This window comes from Micromonospora sp. CNZ286 (assembly GCF_014207755.1).
Genome location: NZ_JACHIZ010000001.1, coordinates 2,439,522 through 2,459,662, shown reverse-complemented (window position 1 = coordinate 2,459,662; position 20,141 = coordinate 2,439,522). Strand labels below are relative to the sequence as shown.

The window sequence follows — 20,141 nt, the reverse complement described above, 5'->3', positions numbered from 1 at the left end:
GGCGTGGACTCGGGCTGCATGCCGGGCCTTTCTGTGTGTGGGCGGGTGGTCAGCCGACGGCGGCCAGGCCGCCGAGCCGCTCGCCGGCCGCCGGGCCGGGCGCGGCCAGGTCGGCGAGCGCGAGGGTACGGGAGCCGGTGCGCCGGGTCAGCGCGAGCGAGAACTGGTGGGCGGCGTGGACTGTGCGCTCGGGCAGCCGGCCGGCCATCTGCGTCAGCGCGGCCCGGACGTCGTCGGGCACCTCATGGCCCCGCCGCACCAGGTGCCGCAGCACGACGGTGGCCAGCTCGTCGGTGCTGAACTCGGGCACCGACCACTGCTGGCCGAACACCTCGTTCACCGCCGGCACCGCGGTCCGCAGGCTCGCCAAGGCCGCCTCCTCGCCGGTCAGCACCACCACCGGATCGCCGAGCCGGGAACGCATCCGGCTCACGAGCGCCTCGGCGATCTCCGGCGCGACGCCGGAGGAGTCGTCGACGTAGTCGAGCTGGAGCACGCCGCCGGCGGTGTCGTCGAGGACCGCGTCCACCAGGCTCCCGGCCTGGCCGGGCCACTGCGGCGCCAGCTCCCGGCTCGTGCTCACCCGCACCAGCTGGCCGACCGGCACCAGGCCCAGCTCCGACAGGCATGCCGCGTACAGCCGGGCGTACTCGCTGCGGCCGCTCCCGGCCCGGCCGCCGAGCAGCACGTTGCCGGTGCGGCCGGGGCCGCGCCGGCGGTTGCGTCCCTCGCAGAGCTGCAACAGCGTCTGCCCGGCCGCCTCCTTGACGCGCTGCCCGCCGACCAGGCCGCAGATCCGCTTCCAGCTGCGGGCCGCGTTGATCGCGCCGGTCGGGTCGGTCGCCGCGTCGGGCTGCTCGCCCTGCTCGACCGGCAGGTCCTCCAGCAGCGCCAGCTCGGGTTCGACGTCGGCGGCGGTGAGCCGGTTGAGTTCGCTGTCCTTCGTGGGCGGCGTGGTCGCCAGGCGCGACGCCTGGTTGTTGATCAGCGCCTCGAACAGCTTGCGGGCCACCCGGCCGTTGCCGAACGTCGCGTTCTTCGGCACCCGGGTGAAGTACGCGGTGAGCGCGTCCACCGCGTCGTCGGTCAGCTCGTAGTAGTGCTTGCTGACCAGGTTCGAGGTGATGGTGACCAGTTCCTCGACGGAGTAGTTGGGGAACTCGACGGTGCGGGTGAAGCGGGACGCCATACCGGGGTTGGAGGCGAGGAACTGCTCCATCAGCTCGGAGTAGCCCGCGACGATCACCACCAGCTCGTCGCGGTGGTCCTCCATCATCTTCATCAGGGCGTCGATGGCCTCCTGGCCGAAGTCCGGCCCGGAGCCGCCCGAGCCGCTGGACAGCGTGTACGCCTCGTCGATGAAGAGCACGCCGCCGAGCGCCTTGGTGACCAGCTCGGTGGTCTTGATCGCGGTGGAGCCGATGTACTGGCCCACCAGGTCAGCCCGGGCCGCCTCGACCATGTGGCCCTTGGACAGGATGCCCAGCTCCTTGAGCACCGAGCCGTACAGGCGGGCCACTGTGGTCTTACCGGTGCCGGGCGGCCCGGCGAAGACCAGGTGCCGGCTCATCGGCGGCATCGGCAGGCCCATCTGGAGCCGGACCTGCGACATCTTGATCAGGTTGATCAGCGCGGTGACCTCCTGCTTCACCCCGCGCAGACCGATCAGCCCGTTCAACTCGCGAAGCGGCTCGCTCAGCTCGTCCGCGCCGCTCTCCGCCGCCGTACCCTCGTCGCCGGCCACCGGGGCCGGCGCGGCGGACGGCGGACCGGCGGGCGCCGGGGTGGCCTGCGGGCGGCCCACGGTCAGCGCCTCGGTCGTCACCGTGGCGCCGGGCCCGCGGCGGACGTCCTCGCCGCCGCTGTCACGCACCACGCACCGGGTCAGCGCCACCGGCTCCACGGTGTCCACGCCGATGCCGGCCCCGCCGCTGCCCAGCACCTCCCCGTCGCTCACCGACCCGCGGGAGCCCGCCTCGAAGACGATCCCGTCGGCCCGGGCGTCGCGCACCCGGGTCTGCGTGACGGTCGCCGACCCGGTGACCCGCAGGCCGTCGCGGGCCGCGCCGACGATCTCGCTGTCGCCGAGCTGGAGCGTCCCCTCGGCCAGCACGCCCGCACCCCGCAGCAGGGACGCGCGCAGCGTCAGGTCGGCGCCGGCGCCCACCCGGACGCAGGCCACGCCGGTTCCGGTGAGGCGGGCCTCGTGCACGACGCCCCGCGCGGGGCCGGTCAGCGCGAGCGCTGTCGCCTCGCCCGCGTCCACCACCAGGTCGGTGCCCTCCAGCGAGGCGCCGTCCTGGACCAGCACCCCGCCGCCCGTGGTGATCTCGGCGCGCAGCCGCTGGAGCACGACAGCCGACTCACCGGTGAGCACGGCGACGTTGTCGCGCGTGCCCCGCACGGTCAGCCCGAGGAAGCGGGGCGAGCCGCCGGTGACGGCGACCCCGACCGGCGCGTCCTGGACCGTGCAGTCGGTGAAGGTCGGGCGGCCGCCGCCGAGCACCTGCACGGCGGTGTGCCCGGCACCGCCGAACGTGCAGTTGCGGAACGACGGCGACGCGCCCTCGGCGATGTGCGCCGACTGCACCGCGGCGCCGGTGAACGTCGAGTCGCTGATCTGCACGTCGCCTTCGCCGCGCACGAAGACGTCCACGTTGCCGCTGCCGGTGACGGCCAGGCCGCGGATGCGCGCCCAGGCGCGCTGCTCGACCACCAGGGCGGGCTTGCCGGCCCCGGTGATCTCGCACTGCTCGATCGTGAGCCGGGCGTCGCCGCCGGCACACACGCTGTTCGCGCCGGCCGTGCGCAGGCGGCAGCGGCGCAGCGTCAGGGCGCTCTGCTCCCCCACCACGACGCTGCTCGTGGCGACGTCGTGGACGTCGGTGTCCTCGATCGTGCTCGACCCGGCCGACATCACCACCACGCCCGCGCCCGCCGAGCTGGTCACGTCGCAGCCACGCAGCGCGACGGTGCCCTGCATCCGGGCCAGCAGCGTCACCCAGGAGGCGCCGCTGACCCGGCAGTCGTCGAGCGCCACCTCGCCCGCGTACACGTCTACCGCCGCCAGCGTCGTGTCGGCGCTGCTGAGCGTGATGCCGCGCAGCTGGGCGCCCTCACCGCGGACGACGAGGACGCTGCCCTCCTCCACGTGCACCTCGACGGTGCCGGGCCGGGCCGCGCTGATCGTCACCCGGTCACCGACCACGAGCTTCTCGACGTACCGGCCGGGGTGGACGTCGATAGTGGCGCCGGGCTCGGCCCGGGACAGCGCGGAGCCGATCGTCGGGTACGAGCCCGGCTTCCGGTCGCCCACCACAAGAACCTGCCGACTCACCGCGTCATCCCTTCCGGTCCAGCCCGGGCAGCACCCGTAGGCGCCCGCGGGCCGCCGCGCCGATGCGTACCCGGGGCTCGGCCGTGGCCCAGCGGTCCACGCTGCGCCGCAGCGACGTGATCGCCAGCTCGTCGAGCGACACCCGGTTGGAGTCGACCCGGCCGGTGTCGTCGATCTCGTTGGCGCCGATCTCCCGCAGCAGGACCGCGCCGCGCTCACCCTCGGCGGGCCGGCGCAGGTCCAGCACCTTGAAGTTCGTACCGGGCAGGAACAGCACCCGGTCCTCGACGTGTTCGTCCCCCTCCGGCTCCAGCAGGCTGGTCCGGCGGGCGGTCATCGACCAGATCAGCACGTCGGTGTCGCCGTCCTCGGACGCGCACGGCTGGGTCAGCGCGTTGACGAAGCTCCAGTCGGTCACCAGCCGCCGGTCCTGGTAGAGCGCCCACTCCCCGGCGGTCGGCGACAGCCGGTAGACGGTGGTGCCCCGGAACGACGGCATCCGGGAGACGCCGGCCACCACGCAACGCGCGAACGGCACGTGCGGCCCCTTGCGGCCGGAGCGCAGACCCGCGTCGACACCCGGTCCGCGACCGGTCAGATAGAGCCGCAGCGCTACCGAGTCGGCGAGCACGTCCTCGGTGGACACGCCCGAGCCCTGCATGCCCGGGTGCTCGGACATGATCCGGGACACCGAGCTGGCCATCACGTCGAACTCGCGGCTGAGCGTGCGGCGCAGCCATGCGCGCTCGTCGGCGAGCCCCTTCTTCTCCGACAGCAGCGCGCCCGCGCCGGCCGACGGCACCGGCTGCACCCGCGCCTCGGCGGCCACCTCCGACGGTTCGGCGTTCTCCGACGGCGTGGCGGCGTTCGACGGCTCGGCCTGTCCGTCGGGCTCGGCGGTCCGCGCGGGCGCGGCCACGTGCGACGGACCGGCTCCGGCGGGCGGGGCGGGCGGCAGGTCGACCGCGACGGCAGGCAGCGACGGCAGGGCCGCGACCGGCGCCGCCGGCCCGGCCGCCACCGGCGGCGTCGCGAGCGCCTGGCCGAAACCGGCGGGCATGGTCGGCGGCGCCGGCTCGCCGAAGCCCGCCGGCATGGTGGGCGGCGCGGGGTACGTGTCGTGTCCGGCGTCCTCGACGGGTGCCGCCGAGGGCCCGCTCCCGGAGTCGGCGGCGACCACCGGTCCGTCGGCGGCGCCAGGCCCGGCAGGTGCGGCAGGTGCGGCAGGCACGGCGGGCGTGACCGGCTCACCGGCGGCGATCGGCGGCGTGGGTGCGGACACCACCACGGGCACCACCGGCGGTGCTGTCGGCAGTGGCACAGCAGGTGGAGGCGGCAGCTCGGACACGACCGGCGGCGCAGGCGGTGCGGGCAGCTCGGAGACGAGCGGCACGGCGGGCGGTTCCGGCAGCTCCGCCACGACCGGCAGCGCAGGCGGCTCGGAGACGACCGGCGGCGCTGCCGGGAGCGGCACCGCGGGCGGAGCCGGGAGCGCGGACACGAGCGGCACCACGGGCGGAGCCGGCAACTCGGACGCGAGCGGCGCAACAGGGGGCGGCGGCAGTGCGGGCGCGACCGGAAGCGGCACCGCGGGCGGTACGGCCGGTTGTTCCCGGTCGGCGGGGAGGGGCGGGACCGGCGCGGGAACGGCGACCACCACACTGTCCGCCGCGGGCGGTGCGACAGGCGCGGGCGGGGCGACCTCCACGTACGCGGGCACCGGCACGGTCGCGCCCACCGCCCGCATCTCGGTCTCCAGGTCGATGACCACCTCGGCCCGGCTGGCCGGTTTCGCGCCGGGCACCAGCACCGACGCGGGCATCAGCGCGCGGCTCGTACCGGCCATGCCGTCGACGCGTGCGGCCAGGTCGAGCGCCAGCTCCCGCATCCGGTGGGCGGTGGAGTGGACGGTGTCGTCGAAGACGAGCGTGCCGCTGCCCGCGTCGAGCATCGCGGACCGGACCTGCTCGGCGTTCTTCGGCTCGGCGGTGGAGCGTACCCAGAGGCCGGTCTGCACCACCTCGACCACCGCGCCGGGGGCGAACCAGTAGACCCGGGGCGCGACCTCCTCGGCACCGGCCAGCGGCGGACGGTGGCTGAGCACAGTGGGGCGGCGGGCCCGCGAGTTGGGGTGCGCCCGGGGCGTGTAGGACAGTTCGAGCGCGTACGGCGCCCAGCCGAACGCCCCGTCCGGCAGAACGGTACGGATCTCGTACCGGTGCGGGCTGCCGATCGGTACGCCGGTGTAGCAGGTGACGTCGGTGTTCAGCAGGTCGGCGAGCGCCTGGCCGAACGCCTCGCCCTCGGGGATCCGGACCTCGCCGAACTGCACGAAGCGCACCCGCTGGCGGTTCTCCTCGTCGAGTCCGCGCCAGAAGCGCACCACGTCGTCGAGCGACAGCGGCGGCGTGCCGGGGCAGCCCAGCAGCACGGTCATCGTCTCCGCCTGGCAGGGCACGTACGCGGTGAGCCGCTGCCGTTGCGGGTCGACCACCTGTGGGTCGCGGTTGCTGTGGATCCAGACCCCGGCCGGGATCGGCTCGATCTCGGCGGTGGCGCTGGACGGCCGGGTGTCGATCGCGGCCCGGTCCCATCGCGGCGTCGGGTAGCGCTTGGCGTCCCAGGCGGGCGGACGGCCGGGCCGGAACCGCACCCAGCCGCTGCCCGGTGCGGAGTGGACGAACAGCGTTCCGGCGGAGCCGCGTACCAGGTCGCCGTCCGGGGCGATGACGGTGCGGTTGAGGCGTTCGGAGAGCCACTGACCGGCCATCGCCGCGGAGTTGCCGTGCCGGCCGCAGGCGATGAGCCGGATGCCGCGACGGCGGCGCGGCAGCACCCCGGCCATCGCCTCCCACGCGCTGATCGGCATGCCGTCGCCGAGGTCGAGCACGACGACGTCGTTCTCCGCGTCCTCGATCACGGACAGCGCCAGCGACTGGGCCTCGGGACTGATGGCGTCCTCGGCGTGCACCACGAGGGCGTTGCCGACGGTGTGCTGGACGACGCCCTCGGGACGGTCCTTGCCGCCGCCGAACAGGTCCCGGATCCGGGTTGCCATGATCGACCTACCCCACTTCTGCGGCCGCGAGGGCCCTCATGCCCAGCGCCGGGCCCTGGGGCACCAGCGCGAGCAGCTCCCTCGGGAAGGGAACGTTCACGACCCGGTCGAGCTTCAGCGCCCGTACCGCGTCCTGGTCGCCGATCGGGTACGCCTTTCCGTCGTCCGCGATGTACGTGGGCAGGGGTTGCGCCGCACCGGGGCCGACCGGCGCCGGGAGCACCGCCATGCCGCTGCCGGGCGCCAGGAGCACCGTCGTGCGGCCGTCGGGGCGGACGCCGGAGCGGGCCAGCGGGACGAGCACCGCGGTGCTGTCGAACCGCGTCCCGTCCACCGCGCTCTGGCGCAGGCACAGCGCGTACGGGCCGGGTTCCTGCGGGGTGAGGCCGGTCAGGTCGGGCAGCCGCGTGAGCAGCGACCGGTCGGCCGACATCCGGGCCGCGGCGAGGTCGGCGGCGCTCAGCTCCACCGGCTCCTCCCCGGAGGTGGCGGTGGCCAGCAGGAACTCGGTACGGCTCAGCGGCGCGAGGCCGTCGCGGCGCAGCACCAGCAGTTGCTCCGCGCCGGTGTCGGGCCGCTGCCGGAACAGCGTGCCGATCGGGTACGAGCGGTCGCCGACCCGACCGGAGCGGCCTTCGCCGGGGATCTCGGCCGGCGCCAGGTCCGGTCCGTCGGGCAGGAAGTCGAGCCAGTCCTGCGGGGCGGGCACCTTGCGGGTGGTGGTGGCGCCGAGCGCGGCGAGCACCGCCGGGTCGGCCACCCGGTGCCTGCGGCCGGCGGTCACCAGGTAGGTGGGTCCGTCGGCGGCGCGGACGACGGCGAAGCGGTCGGCCGGCAGCGGGACGGCCTCGGCGCGCGGGTCGAGGTTGAGGCCGAGGCGGTCGCCGGGCTCGTCGGTGACCGAGCCGGGCAGGCAGGCCAGCCACGGGCCGGCGACCATCGACCCGGTGGCGACCGACTGCGGGGCGCCGTCGATGCCGATCGACGGTCCGCGCGGAACGTCCTTGATCGACTCCTTGGAGATCAGCTTCACGGTTGCGCCACTGCCCTGGATCAGCATGGCCGAGGTCAGGTTCGGCGTCGGGCGCAGCACGCCGTCGAGGTAGACGTACCGGTTGCCGCTCTCCTTCTCCACCAGGATCACACCGCTCTTGGTGTACGCCTTGCTGCCGCCCGGGACGATCCAGCCGTAGACGGCGAACCCGGCCACGACCAGGACGCTGATGAGCACGCCGAAGGCCAGGCCGGTGACGGCACGCTGCCCGGGAATCTCCGCCGTGGACGGGTCGCCCTGCACCAGGGCTGAACTCAACCGGCCCATCATGAACTGGTGGGCGTGGACGTGGTCGCGCTGGGTCTGCACCGCCGGCTACCCGAAGAGTCCGCGGGCCCAGGCGTAGAGCCCCAGCACCTGAGCGAGCACCGGCAGCACGACCAGGCCGGTCGCGACGTCCAGCCCGCCGGCGGTGTACTCCCAGAACGGCAGCATGCGCCGCGGCCACGGCCGCAGCGCGGCCATCACCAGCGGCACCAGAAGGGCGACGAGCCCGCCGAGCAGGACGTACCGGCCGGTCGGGGCGAGCTTGTCGGAGAACATCAGGGCCACCATGAGGTAGCCGACGGTACCGGCCGCCACCAGGGCGACCCGCTGCCAGAACCCGAAGAAGGTACGCGAGCGCAACAGGATTGCACTCGATGTCACCAGCACGAGTGTCCACCCGGACCAGCCCGGCACCCGCATGGTGTGGTGCATCAGCACCGGCAGGACCAGGGCGGACGCGGTCATGCAGGCGGTCAGGTAGGTGTCCGCCTCGTCCGCGCGCGACTTGACCAGGTCGGAGTCCTCCGGCTCGATGTCGTACGACATGTCGGCGCCGGTCTTGGGCAGCTGCGGTCCGCGCAGCCGGGCCAGCTTCACCGCCGCCCGGGGCGCGATCACGATCAGCACCAGGATCACCGACACGGCCACCGCGGAGACCTGCGGCGCGGTGAGCGCGAAGCCGTCACCGGCCAGCAGCACGAGCACCACCATTGCGGCGGTCAGCGCGACGATCAGCAGCGGGGCGAACGGCATGACCGGCGTGACCGTACGCTGCGCGATCAGCAGGAACGCGGTCACCGCGACGACCGCGACGGCGGCGGCCAGCCCGGCGGCGGCGGTCCAGGCCACGCCGTCCGGGTCGCCGTCGACGGCGCTGGACGCGGCGACGGCCGCGAAGAACGCCGCGCCGCCGCCGAACAGCAGCGGGAACGCGCCGTCGGTCTGCTGGCGGGCGCTGACGATCGCCGCGGTGAACAGCCCGGCCGCGAGCACCGCGCCGGCGATCACCTGGGGCAGCACCGGCCCCCGGTCCACGAGTACGGCGGCGATCAGGCCCATCGCCACCAGGGAGAGGACGAGGAACAGCACCCGGCGGTACTCCGGCTGCCACCTGTCGGCCCGCCGGTTCACCACAGTGGCGACGCCCTCGGCCAGGTCGTCGAAGTCGAGTTCGGGCAGCGGGTCCTGTGCCGGGCGCAGGTGCAGTTCCTCGCCCTCCAGCCAGTCCAGGCTCTCCGGCGTGCCGGACAGCTCGAACGGCGGCTGGCCGAGGCGTTGCAGCACCCACGACTCGTCGGGCACCTCGCCGTCGGGCACCCGGGCCACGTCGGTGGTGTGCCGCACCAGCAGCGGCATCAGGTTCGCCACCGGCATCCGGGCCGGCACGGCCAGGTCGGCCCGGCGGGCCGGCCCGATCACCGTGATCCGGCACAGTTGGTCGTTCAGCGCTGCGGTCACCAGCGAGCCTCTCTCATCGGGCCGTGTCCGACACGAAACCGGTCTGCATCAGGCGTACGCCGCGCCGGGTGACGAGCTGGGCGCGCCCGGGCGGCAGTTGACGGGGCTTCGCCTCGCCGAGGAACTTGCCCTCCTCCTTGGGGTAGGAGAAGAGCGTCGCGGGCGTGCCCAGCTCCCACATCCGCCGGATCACCGGGTCCATCATGGCCCGCATCGCGCCGGAGGTGCTCCGCGCGACGATCACGTGCAGGCCGATGTAGGCGCCCTGGGCCAGCAGCGGCAGGAGCGGGTCGAGCGTCGAGCCCATCCCGGTGCTCTTGGTCATCAGGTCGTAGTCGTCGACGATGACGAACAGCTCCGGCCCCTCCCACCAGTCGCGCTTGCGCATCCGCTCGGACGAGACGTCCGCCCCGGGCATCCGCCGGTTCATCGAGACCGACGCCTGGCCGGCCAGCTCGTGCATCTTGTCACCGGTGAACGCGAAGCCCACCTGGTACGCGGCGCCGATCGCGGTGTCCAGGTCTCGGCGCGAGTCGCCGAGCACGACCTTCGCCCGCTCCGGCGGGTAGTGCTGCTGGATGGACCGCAGCACGAGCCGCAGCAGGTTGGTCTTGCCGGTCTCGCTGTCACCGAGGACCAGCATGTGCGGGGTGGTCATGAAGTCGTGCCAGACCGGGGCGAGACGCTGCTCGTCCTGGCCGATGACGAACTTGAAGTCGGACTCGGGCGGCGGCAGCGTCTCGACCATCAGGTGCGCCGGAAGCATCCGTACCGGCGGGGCGGCCGGGCCGGGCCAGAACGTGCCGATCTCCTCGACCACCGACTTGGTGGCCTCGGCCAGGTCGCCCACCTCGGAGCTGCCGTCCATCCGGGGCAGCGCGGCCAGGAAGTGCAGCGCCCCCGCGGTGAGGCCGCGGCCGACCTGGTTGGGCACGGTGGCCGCCTTGCGGGAGCCGTGCTCGGACTCCATCGCGTCGCCGAGCCGCAGCTCCAGCTTCGTGCCGAGCAGGTCCCGCATCCAGGTACGCAGCTCCGACCAGCGGGTCGCGGTGACGATCACGTGCACGCCGAAGGACAGGCCCCGCGAGGCGAGTTCCTGGAACTTCTGCTCCAGTTCCTGGAAGTCCTGCTTCATCGTGTACCAGCCGTCGATGACCAGGAAGACGTGCCCGAAGCCGTCCTCGATCACCCCGTCGGCGACCCTGGCCAGGTAGCTGGTCATGGAGTCGAGGCCGTGCCGCGCGAACTCGGCCTCGCGCCTCTCCATGACCTGGAGGACCTCCTCGACCGTCCGGACGACGCGGTCGCGTTCCATCCGGGTCGCGATCGAGCCGACGTGCGGCAGGCCGGCGATCGAGGCGAGACCACCGCCGCCGAAGTCGAGGCCGTAGAACTGCACCTCGCGCGGCGTGTTCGCCAGCGACAGCGCCAGGATCAGGCTGCGCAGCAGCGTCGACTTGCCGCTCTGCGGGGCGCCCGCGATGCCGACGTGGCCGTCCGCGCCGTTCAGGTCGACCACCAGCAGCTCGCGCAGCTGCTCGGCGGGCCGGTCCACCACGCCCACCGGCACCCGCAGGCCGCCCTGGACGGCCGGGTCGTCGATGGTCATGCCGCGTACCGGGTCGGGCAGCACACTCGGCATGAGCGAGTCCAGGCTGGGCGCGCTGGACAGCGGCGGCAGCCAGACCTGGCGGGCCGGTGGGCCCGAGCCGGCGAGCCGGTCCAGCAGCACCTCGACCAGGCTCGGCCCGTTCGCGTCGGCGGCGGGCTCCTCGACCTGCTCGGCCGGGCGCTCCGGCCCGGGGTCGTGGCGCACCGCGACCTGCCGGGTGGTGAACGGCACCACGTCCGCGGTGGGCTCGTCCCCGGCGTCCGCGACGCCGCCGCGGCGTCCACTTCCGGTGTACGCGCCGGAGACGTACGCCGCCTTGAAGCGCACCAGGTTCGTGGTGTCCACCTTCAGGTAGCCGTTGCCGGGCTCGGGCGGCAGCTCGTACGCCGCGCCCACGCCGATCACCGACCGCGACTCCATGGAGGAGAACGTGCGCAGCGCCAGCCGGTACGACAGGTGTCCCTCGACCCGGTTGATCCGCCCCTCGTCCAGGCGCTGGGAGGCGAGCAGCAGGTGCACGCCGAGCGACCGGCCGAGCCGGCCGATGGACACGAACAGGTCCATGAACTCGCTCTTGCTGGACAGCAGCTCGCTGAACTCGTCCACGATGATCAGCAGCACCGGGAAGGGCACGAGCTGGGCACCGTTGCCGCGCGCCTTCTCGTAGTCGAACAGCGAGGCGTAACCGCTCGCGCGCAGCATCTCCTGCCGCCGGGTCATCTCGCCGTTCAGCGCGTCCTGCATCCGGTCGACCAGCGGCAGCTCGTCGGCCAGGTTGGTGATCACCGCCGAGGTGTGCGGCAGCTTGTCCATGCCGAGGAAGGTGGCGCCGCCCTTGAAGTCGACCAGCACCAGGTTGAGGATCTCCGAGCTGTGCGTCGCGGCCAGGCCGCAGACGAGGGTACGCAGCAGCTCCGACTTGCCCGAGCCGGTGGCGCCGATGAGCAGGCCGTGCGGCCCCATGCCGCCCTGCGCGGACTCCTTCAGGTCCAGCTCGATGACCTCGCCCTCCTCGGTGACGCCGATCGGCACCATGAGGCGGTTGCGTTGCGGTGTGCGGGTACGCCACAGGGCCTGCACGTCGAAGGTCATGGCGTCGCGGATGCCGAGCAGCGTGGTCAGTTCGAAGCTGGTGTCCAGCGGCTCGTCGGAGACCTCCAGCGTGCCGCTGGTCCGCTTCGGCGCGATGATGCGGGCGAGCGCCTCGCACTGGGTCTGGTCCAGGCCGTCCCGCTTGGCCGAGCCGGTCGTGGCGCCGGCCGGGAACTCCACGACGTCGTCGGTGACTGTCAGCCGCAGCACCTTGGGGCCGCCGGGCATCGCGCCGGTCAGGTCGAGCAGCACCACGTTGCGGATGCCCGCGCCGAGCAGGCGGGAGCTGTCCGGCAGGTCCACCAGATGCGCGACGATCACCAGGAACGGCTCGCTGGTGGTCGGCCTGACGGCCCGGTCGTGGTCGCCCCGGTCGGTGATCTCCGGGCCGAGCATGTCCATCAGTGCGTCGTGGCTGCCGGCGAACATCCGGACCGGACCTGCCGCGTCGTACGCGGTGGGGTGCGCGTTGTGCGGCAGCCACTTGACCCACTCCCACGGGCCCCGGTGCACCTCGGCGGCGAGCACCGCGATCCGCAGCTCGTCCGGGGCGTGGAACGTGGCGAGTTGCGCCACCATGGCGCGGGCCAGGTCGATCGCCGGGTCGATCGCGCCCTCGAACTCGACGCTGGTGAAGCTCGGCAGGCCGACGGAGGTGGGGATGCCGGACACCGTCCGGTACGCCTCGGAGAACCGCCGCAGCGAGATCGACGACAGCGGTTCGAGGTCCTCGATCGGCTTGGTGGACGGCGGGTTGAACTTCAGCATCGCGGTCTGCCGGCCGAGACCGATCCGGACCCGGCCGAAGTCGTCGTGGCTGGGCCGGCGCTCCCACAGCCGGCTGCCCATCGCGATCGACCACAGCCAGCCCGGCTGCGGGTTGTTCCACAGCACGTGGCGGCGCTGCTGGTCGGCCGCCTCGCGGGCCTGCTTGCGCAACTGCCCGATGTAGCGGAGGAAGTCGCGCCGCTCGCCGCGCATCTTGCGCTTGCGCTCGGCGGCCGCCCGGCCGATCTGCATGACGCCCATGAGCAGCATGCCGCCGGCCATCGCGCCGCCCATCACGTACATCACGGGGGTGCGGTTGTAGAGGCCGAACATGGCGAGCATCGCGCCCATGCCGAGGCCCATCGGCACGACCATCGCGAACGAGCGGAAGTCGAGCGGGGCCTCCTCCGCCATCAGCGGCGGCTCCTGGAGCTCGATCGAGCCTTCCGGCGCCTCCGGGCCGGGCGCGCGGGGCGGGCGCTTGACGGTGACCGTACTCATCCGATCGTCCCCGCGTCGGCGCCGTCGCCGCCCCAGACGGTGCGCTCCTGGCGCAGCAGCTTCACCGCGTAGCGGTCGTTGCGGTAGCGCTCGGCCACCTTGACGTCGTCGTCCTCCTCGGCCTGGCGCTTCTTCTCCTTCTCCGCCCGCTCCTCCTCGTCCCTGCGGCGTCGCTCCTGCTCGGCCCAGAACGCCTCGGCGCGGGCGGCCGCCGCCTTCTCCTCCTCGGCCAGCGACGTCGTGAACTCGGCGTCGCTGACGCCGGGCTCGCCGCACCGGCGCATCTTCTCCAGGTCGGCGCTGAAGAAGTCGAACGTGCCGCCGGCCGGCCGGGGCGCCTTCGCGGGCGTGACCCGCCGCCACACGGCGCGCGGGGGCTGCGGTGTCTCCGACATGGTCACCCTTCCCTGCCGTCGTCCGCTGACGTACCGGTCAGCCAGTCCGCGTCGCTGAGGTCGTCCCAGTCCGTCGTGTCGTCCGGGTCGTCGTCCGGCCGGACCAGCGGAACGTGGTCGTCGGCGGCCGGCCGGGCGCGGTCACCGCCCCAGACGGCGTCGTCCTCGCGCAGGCCGGCGGCGGGCTCCCGGTCGGCGCCGGGCTCGCGGTCGTCGTCGCGATCGGAGCGACCCCGGACCGTACCGGCGCGGGCCGGCTCGTCGGGGTCCGCGCCGGGCGTCGCGCGACCGGAGGGCTGCGGGCCGGGACCGGCGAGTCCGGCCACGGCGGCGGCGCCGGCCAGGCCGAGTGCGCCGGGGACGGCGACGGCAACCTCACCGTCGGCGACGGCAGCGGCGACGCCGGCCTTCCGGTGCGTCCCCTCCGGACTGCCGCCTCCCGGCGAGACCGACGGGTTCGACTGCGCGGGCGGGTTCGGCTGCCCGGACGGGTTCGGCGTGGCCGTCTGGGCGGGCAGGCTCGGCTGCCCTGGCTGGCCCGGGTGGCCGACGATCACCGGAGCCGCCACGACACCGCCGACCGCCGGCGGCACGTCGGCCGGAGGCGGCGCGACGGCCGGCGGCGGCGCGACGGCCGCGGGCGGCTCGGCCTGCGGCTGCGGTTCCGCCGCCGGGGACAGGTCGACCACAGTCGGCACCTCCACCGCCGTCGGCGGTGCGATCACCTCGGGTACGGGTGCACCCGGCGACGTACCGCCGGTGCCGGACACGGGCGCTGCCGGAACGTCCGGCGCGGCCGGTTCCTCGACGGCGGCCTCCGGCACACCCGGATCCGGACCGGCCGGCGGACCGTCCGGACCCGCTTGCGCGCCCGGCACACCGGTGACCGGCACGGAACCGTCGAGGTCCGCCGTGCCGCCCCCCGGCCCCGGCTGCGGGCCGGACACGTCGGCGACCGGCGCGGATCTGTCAAGGCCTGCGCCACCGGCCGTCGTGCCGTCGCCCGCCTCCGGCGCGAAGTCACCCGGTCCGGCCGGGGTCCAGTCGGTCTCGTCGGGCCGGATCAGGCCGGACGCGTCGGGCGCGGTCCGGGGCGTGGTCCCGGCGGGTGCGTTGCCGCCCGGCGGGCCGGCCACCGGCGGCACCACACCCGCGATCGGCGGCGTCGCACCGGCGATCAGCGGCGCGGAGGGAGGCGGCTCCACCAGCCCGGTGCCGCCCGCACCTGCGCCCGCGGGCGCCTGCGGTCCTGCGGCGTCTGGGGTCGACGGGCGCCAGTCGTCGATGTCCGCCTCGATCAGCCCGGAGGCGTCGGGTGCGTCCGGCACGCCCCCGCCGGGCGTGCCCGCACCGGCGCCCGGCGCGCCCGGCGCGCCGGGCATCATCGGCATGGCGGCTCCGGACGGCGCCGCCGCGACGGGCGAGTCGACGCCGACGCCCGGGGCCACGGGCGGGCCGGCGGGGATCTGCGGACCGTCGACGCCGAGCCCGTCGCCACCGGCCGGCGCACCGGCCGACCCGTCCGGCACGCCCGCGTCCACGCCCACCGGTCCCCAGGTCTCGGGGTCGCCGCTGACGAGTCCCCGGGCGTCGGGCGACTCGGCCCCAGCGGGGTTGTTGGCTCCGCCCGCGGGCCCCGGCATGCCGGGCACGGCCGGCATCGGGGCACCCAGCCCGGCACCGCCGGACGAGGCGCCGGCCGGTGCGCCGGGAACCTGCACACCGTCGAACCCGGGTGACCGCCAGTCCGCCTCGTCGCCCTCCACCAGGCCCTTGGCGTCCGGCGCCTCGGGGACACCGGAGCCGCCACCGGCACCGGCACCGGGCGCGCCCGCGCCGGGCATGCCCGGCATCATCGGCGACTGGAAGCCACCGCCACCGGGCACGGCGCCACCGGGGGCGGCCGGGATGTCCACACCGCCGACGGTGCCGGGGGCGAAGTCGTCGCTGTTGCCGAGCAGCCCGTTCGCGTCCGGCTTCTCCGGCAGTCCGGGGCTGCCGCCCGCGCCGGGGCCGGCGCCGCCGGGCGGGCCGAATCCCGGGATGCTCGGCGCGGTGAACCCGCCGCCCGGTCTGCCGATGCCGGTTCCCGTGCCCGTGCCCGCCCCGGGCTTCGGGCCGCCCACCTCACCCGGCCCGGAGAACGACGGCGGCTTGACCGAGCCGGCGCCGCCCGCCCCGCCACCGAGGTTGGCCGAGCCGGGCGGCTTGACGCCCGGCGGTACGACACCGGAACCGAGCCCGCCAGGCAGGCCGCCCCCACCCGGTACGCCGACGCCCGGGAAGCCGACGCCCCCCGGCCCGTTGATGCCCGGCGCGTCGAATCCGGGCAGCCCGCTGCCGCCGCCGGGGGTGGGACCGCCGATCTCGCCGGGGCCGGAGAACGACGGCGGGGTGACGCCGCCCGGCCCCTGGCCGGAGCCCGGACCACCGATGCCGGCCAGGTTCGGGGGCGTGATGGTGGGCACTGTGATGTTCGGCGGCGTGGTGAACCCCGGCGTGGTGATGCCGCCGACGGGTGGCGGGGTGAACCCCGGCGGGGTCAGTGTCGGCGGGGGTGTGAGGTTCGGCGTCGTGAGGTTCGGCGTCGTGAAGTTCGGCATCGTCGGCGTGGTGATGCTGGGCGTCGGCATGGTGATGCCGGACGTCCCCGCCTTGTCGGTGGTCATCTTGTACTGCTCGGCGACCGTGTGGACGACATCGGCCATCTGCTGGGCCATCGGCTTCTCGTACTCGGTGCCGCTGATCGGCACCGGACCGCTGCCGCTGCCGACGCCGTTCTGGGAGGCGATCGTCGCCCAGGCGCCGTCCAGGTAGGAGATCGTCTGCTGGGCCCAGGAGAGGTGGTTGGCGGCGTCGTAGAGCTGCGACGGCAGCGACGTGACGTTGGTCGAGGAGTTGATGCTGTTGGCCGCCGTGGTGGAGTCCGGAACCGCGCCGCCGGCGAGGTGCTCGGCCTGCTTGCCGAGCAGGTCGGCGTAGAAGTTCATCTTGTCCCGGAACCCGTTGGCCGCCGGACCCTTCCACGCCTTGTCGTCGCCGACCATCGAGGCGACGGCGGTGCGGATGGTCTGTTCGAGCCAGATCAGCAGGTCCTGCGTCGCCTGGAAGGCCCGGGCGGCCTCGACCACCGACCCCACGTTGACGCGGCCGGCCGCGTACTTCAGGCCCTCCTCGCTGAACACCGCGGCGCCGCCGTTGACCGAGGCCATGAGCTTGCGCCAGCCCCGGGTCTCGGTCGCCCAGGTCCGGTAGTCGTACAGGTCGCCGACGGGGATCACCTTCGGGGGGAAGGTTCCTTCCGGCTCCGCCGGGTCGTTCCACCCGTCGAGCTTGGTGTCGCCGAGACCGTTTCCCATGCCCCGTCCCTCTTCGCGAGCTGCCGGACCTGTCCGCCCGCGTCAGTTGCCGTCGGTCTTGATGATCTTCTGGCCGTAGGTGCTCAGGTTGTCCAGGCCCTTGAAGGAGTCACCCATGATCTCGCCGAGCTTGTCGGTGGTCAGCGCGTTGAGTTCTTCGAGGTTCCGGTAGTCCGCGGCCATCTTCAGCAGGGCGGTCTGCACCGCGAGGAGAGCGGTGTTCATGTTGACGAGCATGTCCTTCATGTCGCCCTTGACGCCGCCGTCCTGGGCCGTCGCCCCGACGACCGCCTGCCGCAGCACCTCGGCCCGGGCGAAGGCACCGGGACGCGGGTCGATCGCGCCCACCTGGTCAGCCGTGGTGAGCAGGGTGTTCCCGGCGCCGGTGATCTTGCCCAGGATCTCCTTGGCGAACCACTCCAGCGCGGCGGTGTTCACCGCGACCCCGCTGGTCGAGGCGGTGTCACCCTTGAACGTCGGGTTGATTCCCGGCGGGGTGAAGCCCGAGTTCGTCGGGGTCTTGTCCTCGTCGATCCAGTCGGACTTGTCGGTGAACGCGGGCGGCGTCACGTTCGACGGGTCGGTGATCTTGTCCTTGTACGTCTTGACGAGGTTCCGCCAGCCGTCGGTGTCGAGGATGTTCTTGTCGTACCACTCGCGGGCCTCGATCCACTCCGGATGCTCGGCGCGGACCTCGTCCTTCCACCGCTCGTAGTTCACCCCGGTGCGGTTGTTCTGGTGCTTGTTGTAGAAGGCCATCCAGGAGTCGTACGCCGCCTGGGTGGTGCCCTCCGGCTTTCCGATGGCGGCGTCGCCCATGCCGTAGGCGTTCATCGCGCTGATGGCTTTGTCGTTGGGGTATCCCCAGTCAATGCGGGCCAAGGAGCTCACTCCACTCGGGTGTCGACGGCGGAACGCTGGCACAGACCCCAGCGGCCCGGGTCGTCTAGCTCACCGGGCCGGGGACGGACGACGCCGGCCGCCACGCCGCGTCCGCGGCGGCCGTCCGGCGGTTCAGCCGCCGCGGACGTCGTTCCAGATCATGGCGTGACGCTGCTCGGTGGTGCCGTAGTTGTCCGAGATCTGCAGCAGCGTCATGCGGGCCTGCTCCAGGTAGCCGACCATCGAGTCGGCCGCCTGGTTCCAGGCCAGCTTCGAGACCTTGTACTGCTCCTGGGCGGCACCGGTCCACTGGGCGAGGCTGGCCTCGACAGTGCGCTCCATCTCCTCCAGCGACGACTGGATCTGGCCGTTGATGCGGTTCATGTCGGTCAGCACGGCGTCTGCCTGCACGAAGTCGAAGGTGTAGTTGGACACGTCAGTCCTCTCGGGAGATCGGGGGTCGGGGTACGGCTCAGATGCCCGGCAGGGCGGCGCCGAAGGAGTTGGCCACGCTCGACGCCTCGTCCTCGGCCGTCTGGTAGCCCTTGGTGGTCACGCCCATGACCTCGAGCATGTTCAGCAGCTCGTTGATCACCCGCTGGAACGCGTTCTCCCAGTTGTCCATCGCCTGGTTGAAGCCCTGCGACGCCTGGCCGGTCCAGGAGGAGATCAGGATGGCCATCTGCCCGTTCACGGCCCGCAGCTGGCCGGTGAAGGCGGTGGCCTTGTCGGAGAACTCCTGGGCAGCCCGCTGCATACCCTCTTCGGTGGTACTGACGGTCGGCATCGTCACGGCCGGACTCCTCATGTCAGGGAAAGGTGGCAGGGAAGAGTGTTGATCCGCGGCCGCGCCCCGCGGCAACCCGGTCGCGCCACCATGTCCGAACGTCACCCAACATTGCACGGCAGCGCCCCCGCAACCGCCGCCACCGGCCGACAGCCCGGGAAGAGTGGTTGCACTTTCATGCACTGATCCCCGGCCGGAGTTCCGACGCGACGGTCGTGGCGTCTTCACTGGACCGCGACGTCGAGGGAGTGGTCCGTCGTGAACTACAGCGAGCGCATCGAAGGCCTGTTCCAGGAGTACGAACGGCAGCGCACCAGCCTCGCCGAGATGCAGGCCCGGATGAGCGCGCTCTCGGCCACCGCGACGTCACCGCGCCGCGAGGTGAGCGTCACCGTCGGCCAGAACGGCGTGCTGACCGACATCCAGTTCCCCTCCGGCGCCCACAAGCGGCTCACCACCGCCGACCTGACGCGGCTCATCATGGACACCTACGCCGACGCCAAGGAACAGGTGATGAACCAGGCGGCCGACGTGCTCGCGCCGATGCTGCCGGACGGCCTCGACGCCCACAAGCTGGTCCGGGGCCAGGCCGGGGCCGACGCGTTCCTGCCCAAGGAACCCCGCATGGTGACGAGCGTGCGGGAACTCCTGACCCGGGGGCCCGAATGATCAGCAACAATCCCGGCGGGCGGCTGTGGGTCGACCCGGACGGCGTGGAGGGGCTCGGCAAGGCGTACGAGTCGCACGTGCAGCTCTACGAGTCCTACCTCTCCCAGCTGACCGCCCTGCGCGCCCGGTACGCCGACGCCTGGGGCGACGACGACATGGGCGAGCAGTTCTCGACCAAGTTCCTCCAGGGCCTGGACAACCTCGAAGCGATCATCGGCGGCGTCAAGGGCACCCTGCACTACACCGCCCAGGGCCTCAAGGAGAGCGGCCGGGCGTACCGGGAGGCGGACGAGGCCGCCCTGGACGTCAGCCGGAAGATGGCCAAGGACTTCGACGGCCTGGACGGACCCACGTACGCGAGGCGGACGGTGGCGGGCCCGGTGCTGGAGCCCACGGCGGAGGGTGAGCCGCGCCGGCCCCATCTGCTGTCCCGCCGCCTGGCGGTCGGCGAGCCGGCCGGTGAGCCGGTCGCCGAGCGGGCGAGGCTCCTCCCGCAGCAGCAGGGCACGCCGCTGCTGCCGCTGGAGCACGCCGAGGCGCTGACCCCGCTCACCGCCGCCACTCCGGCCATCTCGTCCTACTCCGTGCGGCCGGAGTACGCGACCGCGCACGTCGGCGGCCGGCCGCTGCCCGAGGGGTACCGGCTGATCGCGCTCAACCCGTTCGAGGACGGCAGCACCCGGGTGGACGCGAACCTCTACGACTCGATCACTCCGCTGACCGGCACACCCGTCACCACGCCGGACGGCAGGGCGATCGATCCCGGACAGGGCCGGTTCTTCGTCGTCAAGGAGAACCCGGCCGTGGACCCCACCGCGCCCGGCTACCAGCCGCTGTACCTGAGCTACGCGCCCGACGGCACGCCCACCCCGATCATCCCCGGCGCCTGAGCCACCCACCCG

12 protein-coding genes are annotated in these 20,141 nt (G+C 73.5%); 2 read left to right on the top strand and 10 right to left on the bottom strand.

Annotated features, from left to right (window positions below):
- Positions 1-49: 49 nt before the first annotated feature.
- The 10 genes from FHX31_RS11070 to FHX31_RS11025 form a co-directional block, all read right to left on the bottom strand.
- Positions 50-3,337: a right-handed parallel beta-helix repeat-containing protein gene (locus FHX31_RS11070; protein WP_486481664.1), complete on the bottom strand. Its 3,288-nt coding sequence runs from the start codon at positions 3,335-3,337 to the stop codon at positions 50-52.
- Positions 3,338-3,341: 4 nt separating this feature from the next.
- Positions 3,342-6,395 carry a hypothetical protein gene (locus tag FHX31_RS11065; protein ID WP_184975986.1) on the bottom strand — a complete coding sequence of 1,018 codons (3,054 nt, stop codon included), beginning with the start codon at positions 6,393-6,395 and terminating at the stop codon, positions 3,342-3,344.
- Between the two features lie 7 nt (positions 6,396-6,402).
- Complete coding sequence (eccB, locus tag FHX31_RS11060; protein ID WP_030268283.1) at positions 6,403-7,758, bottom strand: type VII secretion protein EccB; 1,356 nt, start codon at positions 7,756-7,758, stop codon at positions 6,403-6,405.
- 6 nt (positions 7,759-7,764) lie between these two features.
- Complete coding sequence (eccD, locus tag FHX31_RS11055) at positions 7,765-9,174, bottom strand: type VII secretion integral membrane protein EccD (protein WP_030268281.1); 1,410 nt, start codon at positions 9,172-9,174, stop codon at positions 7,765-7,767.
- Positions 9,175-9,187: 13 nt separating this feature from the next.
- Positions 9,188-13,147, bottom strand: coding sequence for a type VII secretion protein EccCa (gene eccCa / locus FHX31_RS11050; protein WP_071094457.1), 3,960 nt, complete (start codon positions 13,145-13,147; stop codon positions 9,188-9,190).
- Positions 13,144-13,542 carry a hypothetical protein gene (locus tag FHX31_RS11045; RefSeq protein WP_013286984.1) on the bottom strand — a complete coding sequence of 133 codons (399 nt, stop codon included), beginning with the start codon at positions 13,540-13,542 and terminating at the stop codon, positions 13,144-13,146. The genes eccCa and FHX31_RS11045 overlap by 4 nt, the downstream gene beginning before the upstream one ends.
- A gap of 2 nt (positions 13,543-13,544) precedes the next feature.
- The gene (locus tag FHX31_RS11040; protein ID WP_184975983.1) at positions 13,545-16,901 is read right to left on the bottom strand and encodes a hypothetical protein; all 3,357 of its coding nucleotides are present in this window, start codon (positions 16,899-16,901) and stop codon (positions 13,545-13,547) included.
- A 42-nt stretch (positions 16,902-16,943) separates the two neighbouring features.
- The gene (locus FHX31_RS11035) at positions 16,944-17,792 is read right to left on the bottom strand and encodes a hypothetical protein (RefSeq protein WP_387030356.1); all 849 of its coding nucleotides are present in this window, start codon (positions 17,790-17,792) and stop codon (positions 16,944-16,946) included.
- Between the two features lie 123 nt (positions 17,793-17,915).
- A complete protein-coding gene (locus tag FHX31_RS11030; RefSeq protein ID WP_013286988.1) occupies positions 17,916-18,218 on the bottom strand; it encodes a WXG100 family type VII secretion target in 303 nt (100 codons plus the stop codon).
- A gap of 37 nt (positions 18,219-18,255) precedes the next feature.
- The gene (locus FHX31_RS11025; RefSeq protein WP_013286989.1) at positions 18,256-18,576 is read right to left on the bottom strand and encodes a WXG100 family type VII secretion target; all 321 of its coding nucleotides are present in this window, start codon (positions 18,574-18,576) and stop codon (positions 18,256-18,258) included.
- 252 nt (positions 18,577-18,828) lie between these two features.
- Between FHX31_RS11025 and FHX31_RS11020 the strand changes: the two genes are divergently transcribed.
- Both FHX31_RS11020 and FHX31_RS11015 read left to right on the top strand, forming a co-directional pair.
- Complete coding sequence (locus FHX31_RS11020) at positions 18,829-19,239, top strand: YbaB/EbfC family nucleoid-associated protein (RefSeq protein ID WP_013286990.1); 411 nt, start codon at positions 18,829-18,831, stop codon at positions 19,237-19,239.
- Complete coding sequence (locus tag FHX31_RS11015; protein WP_184975978.1) at positions 19,236-20,129, top strand: WXG100 family type VII secretion target; 894 nt, start codon at positions 19,236-19,238, stop codon at positions 20,127-20,129. The genes FHX31_RS11020 and FHX31_RS11015 overlap by 4 nt, the downstream gene beginning before the upstream one ends.
- Positions 20,130-20,141 lie beyond the last annotated feature (12 nt).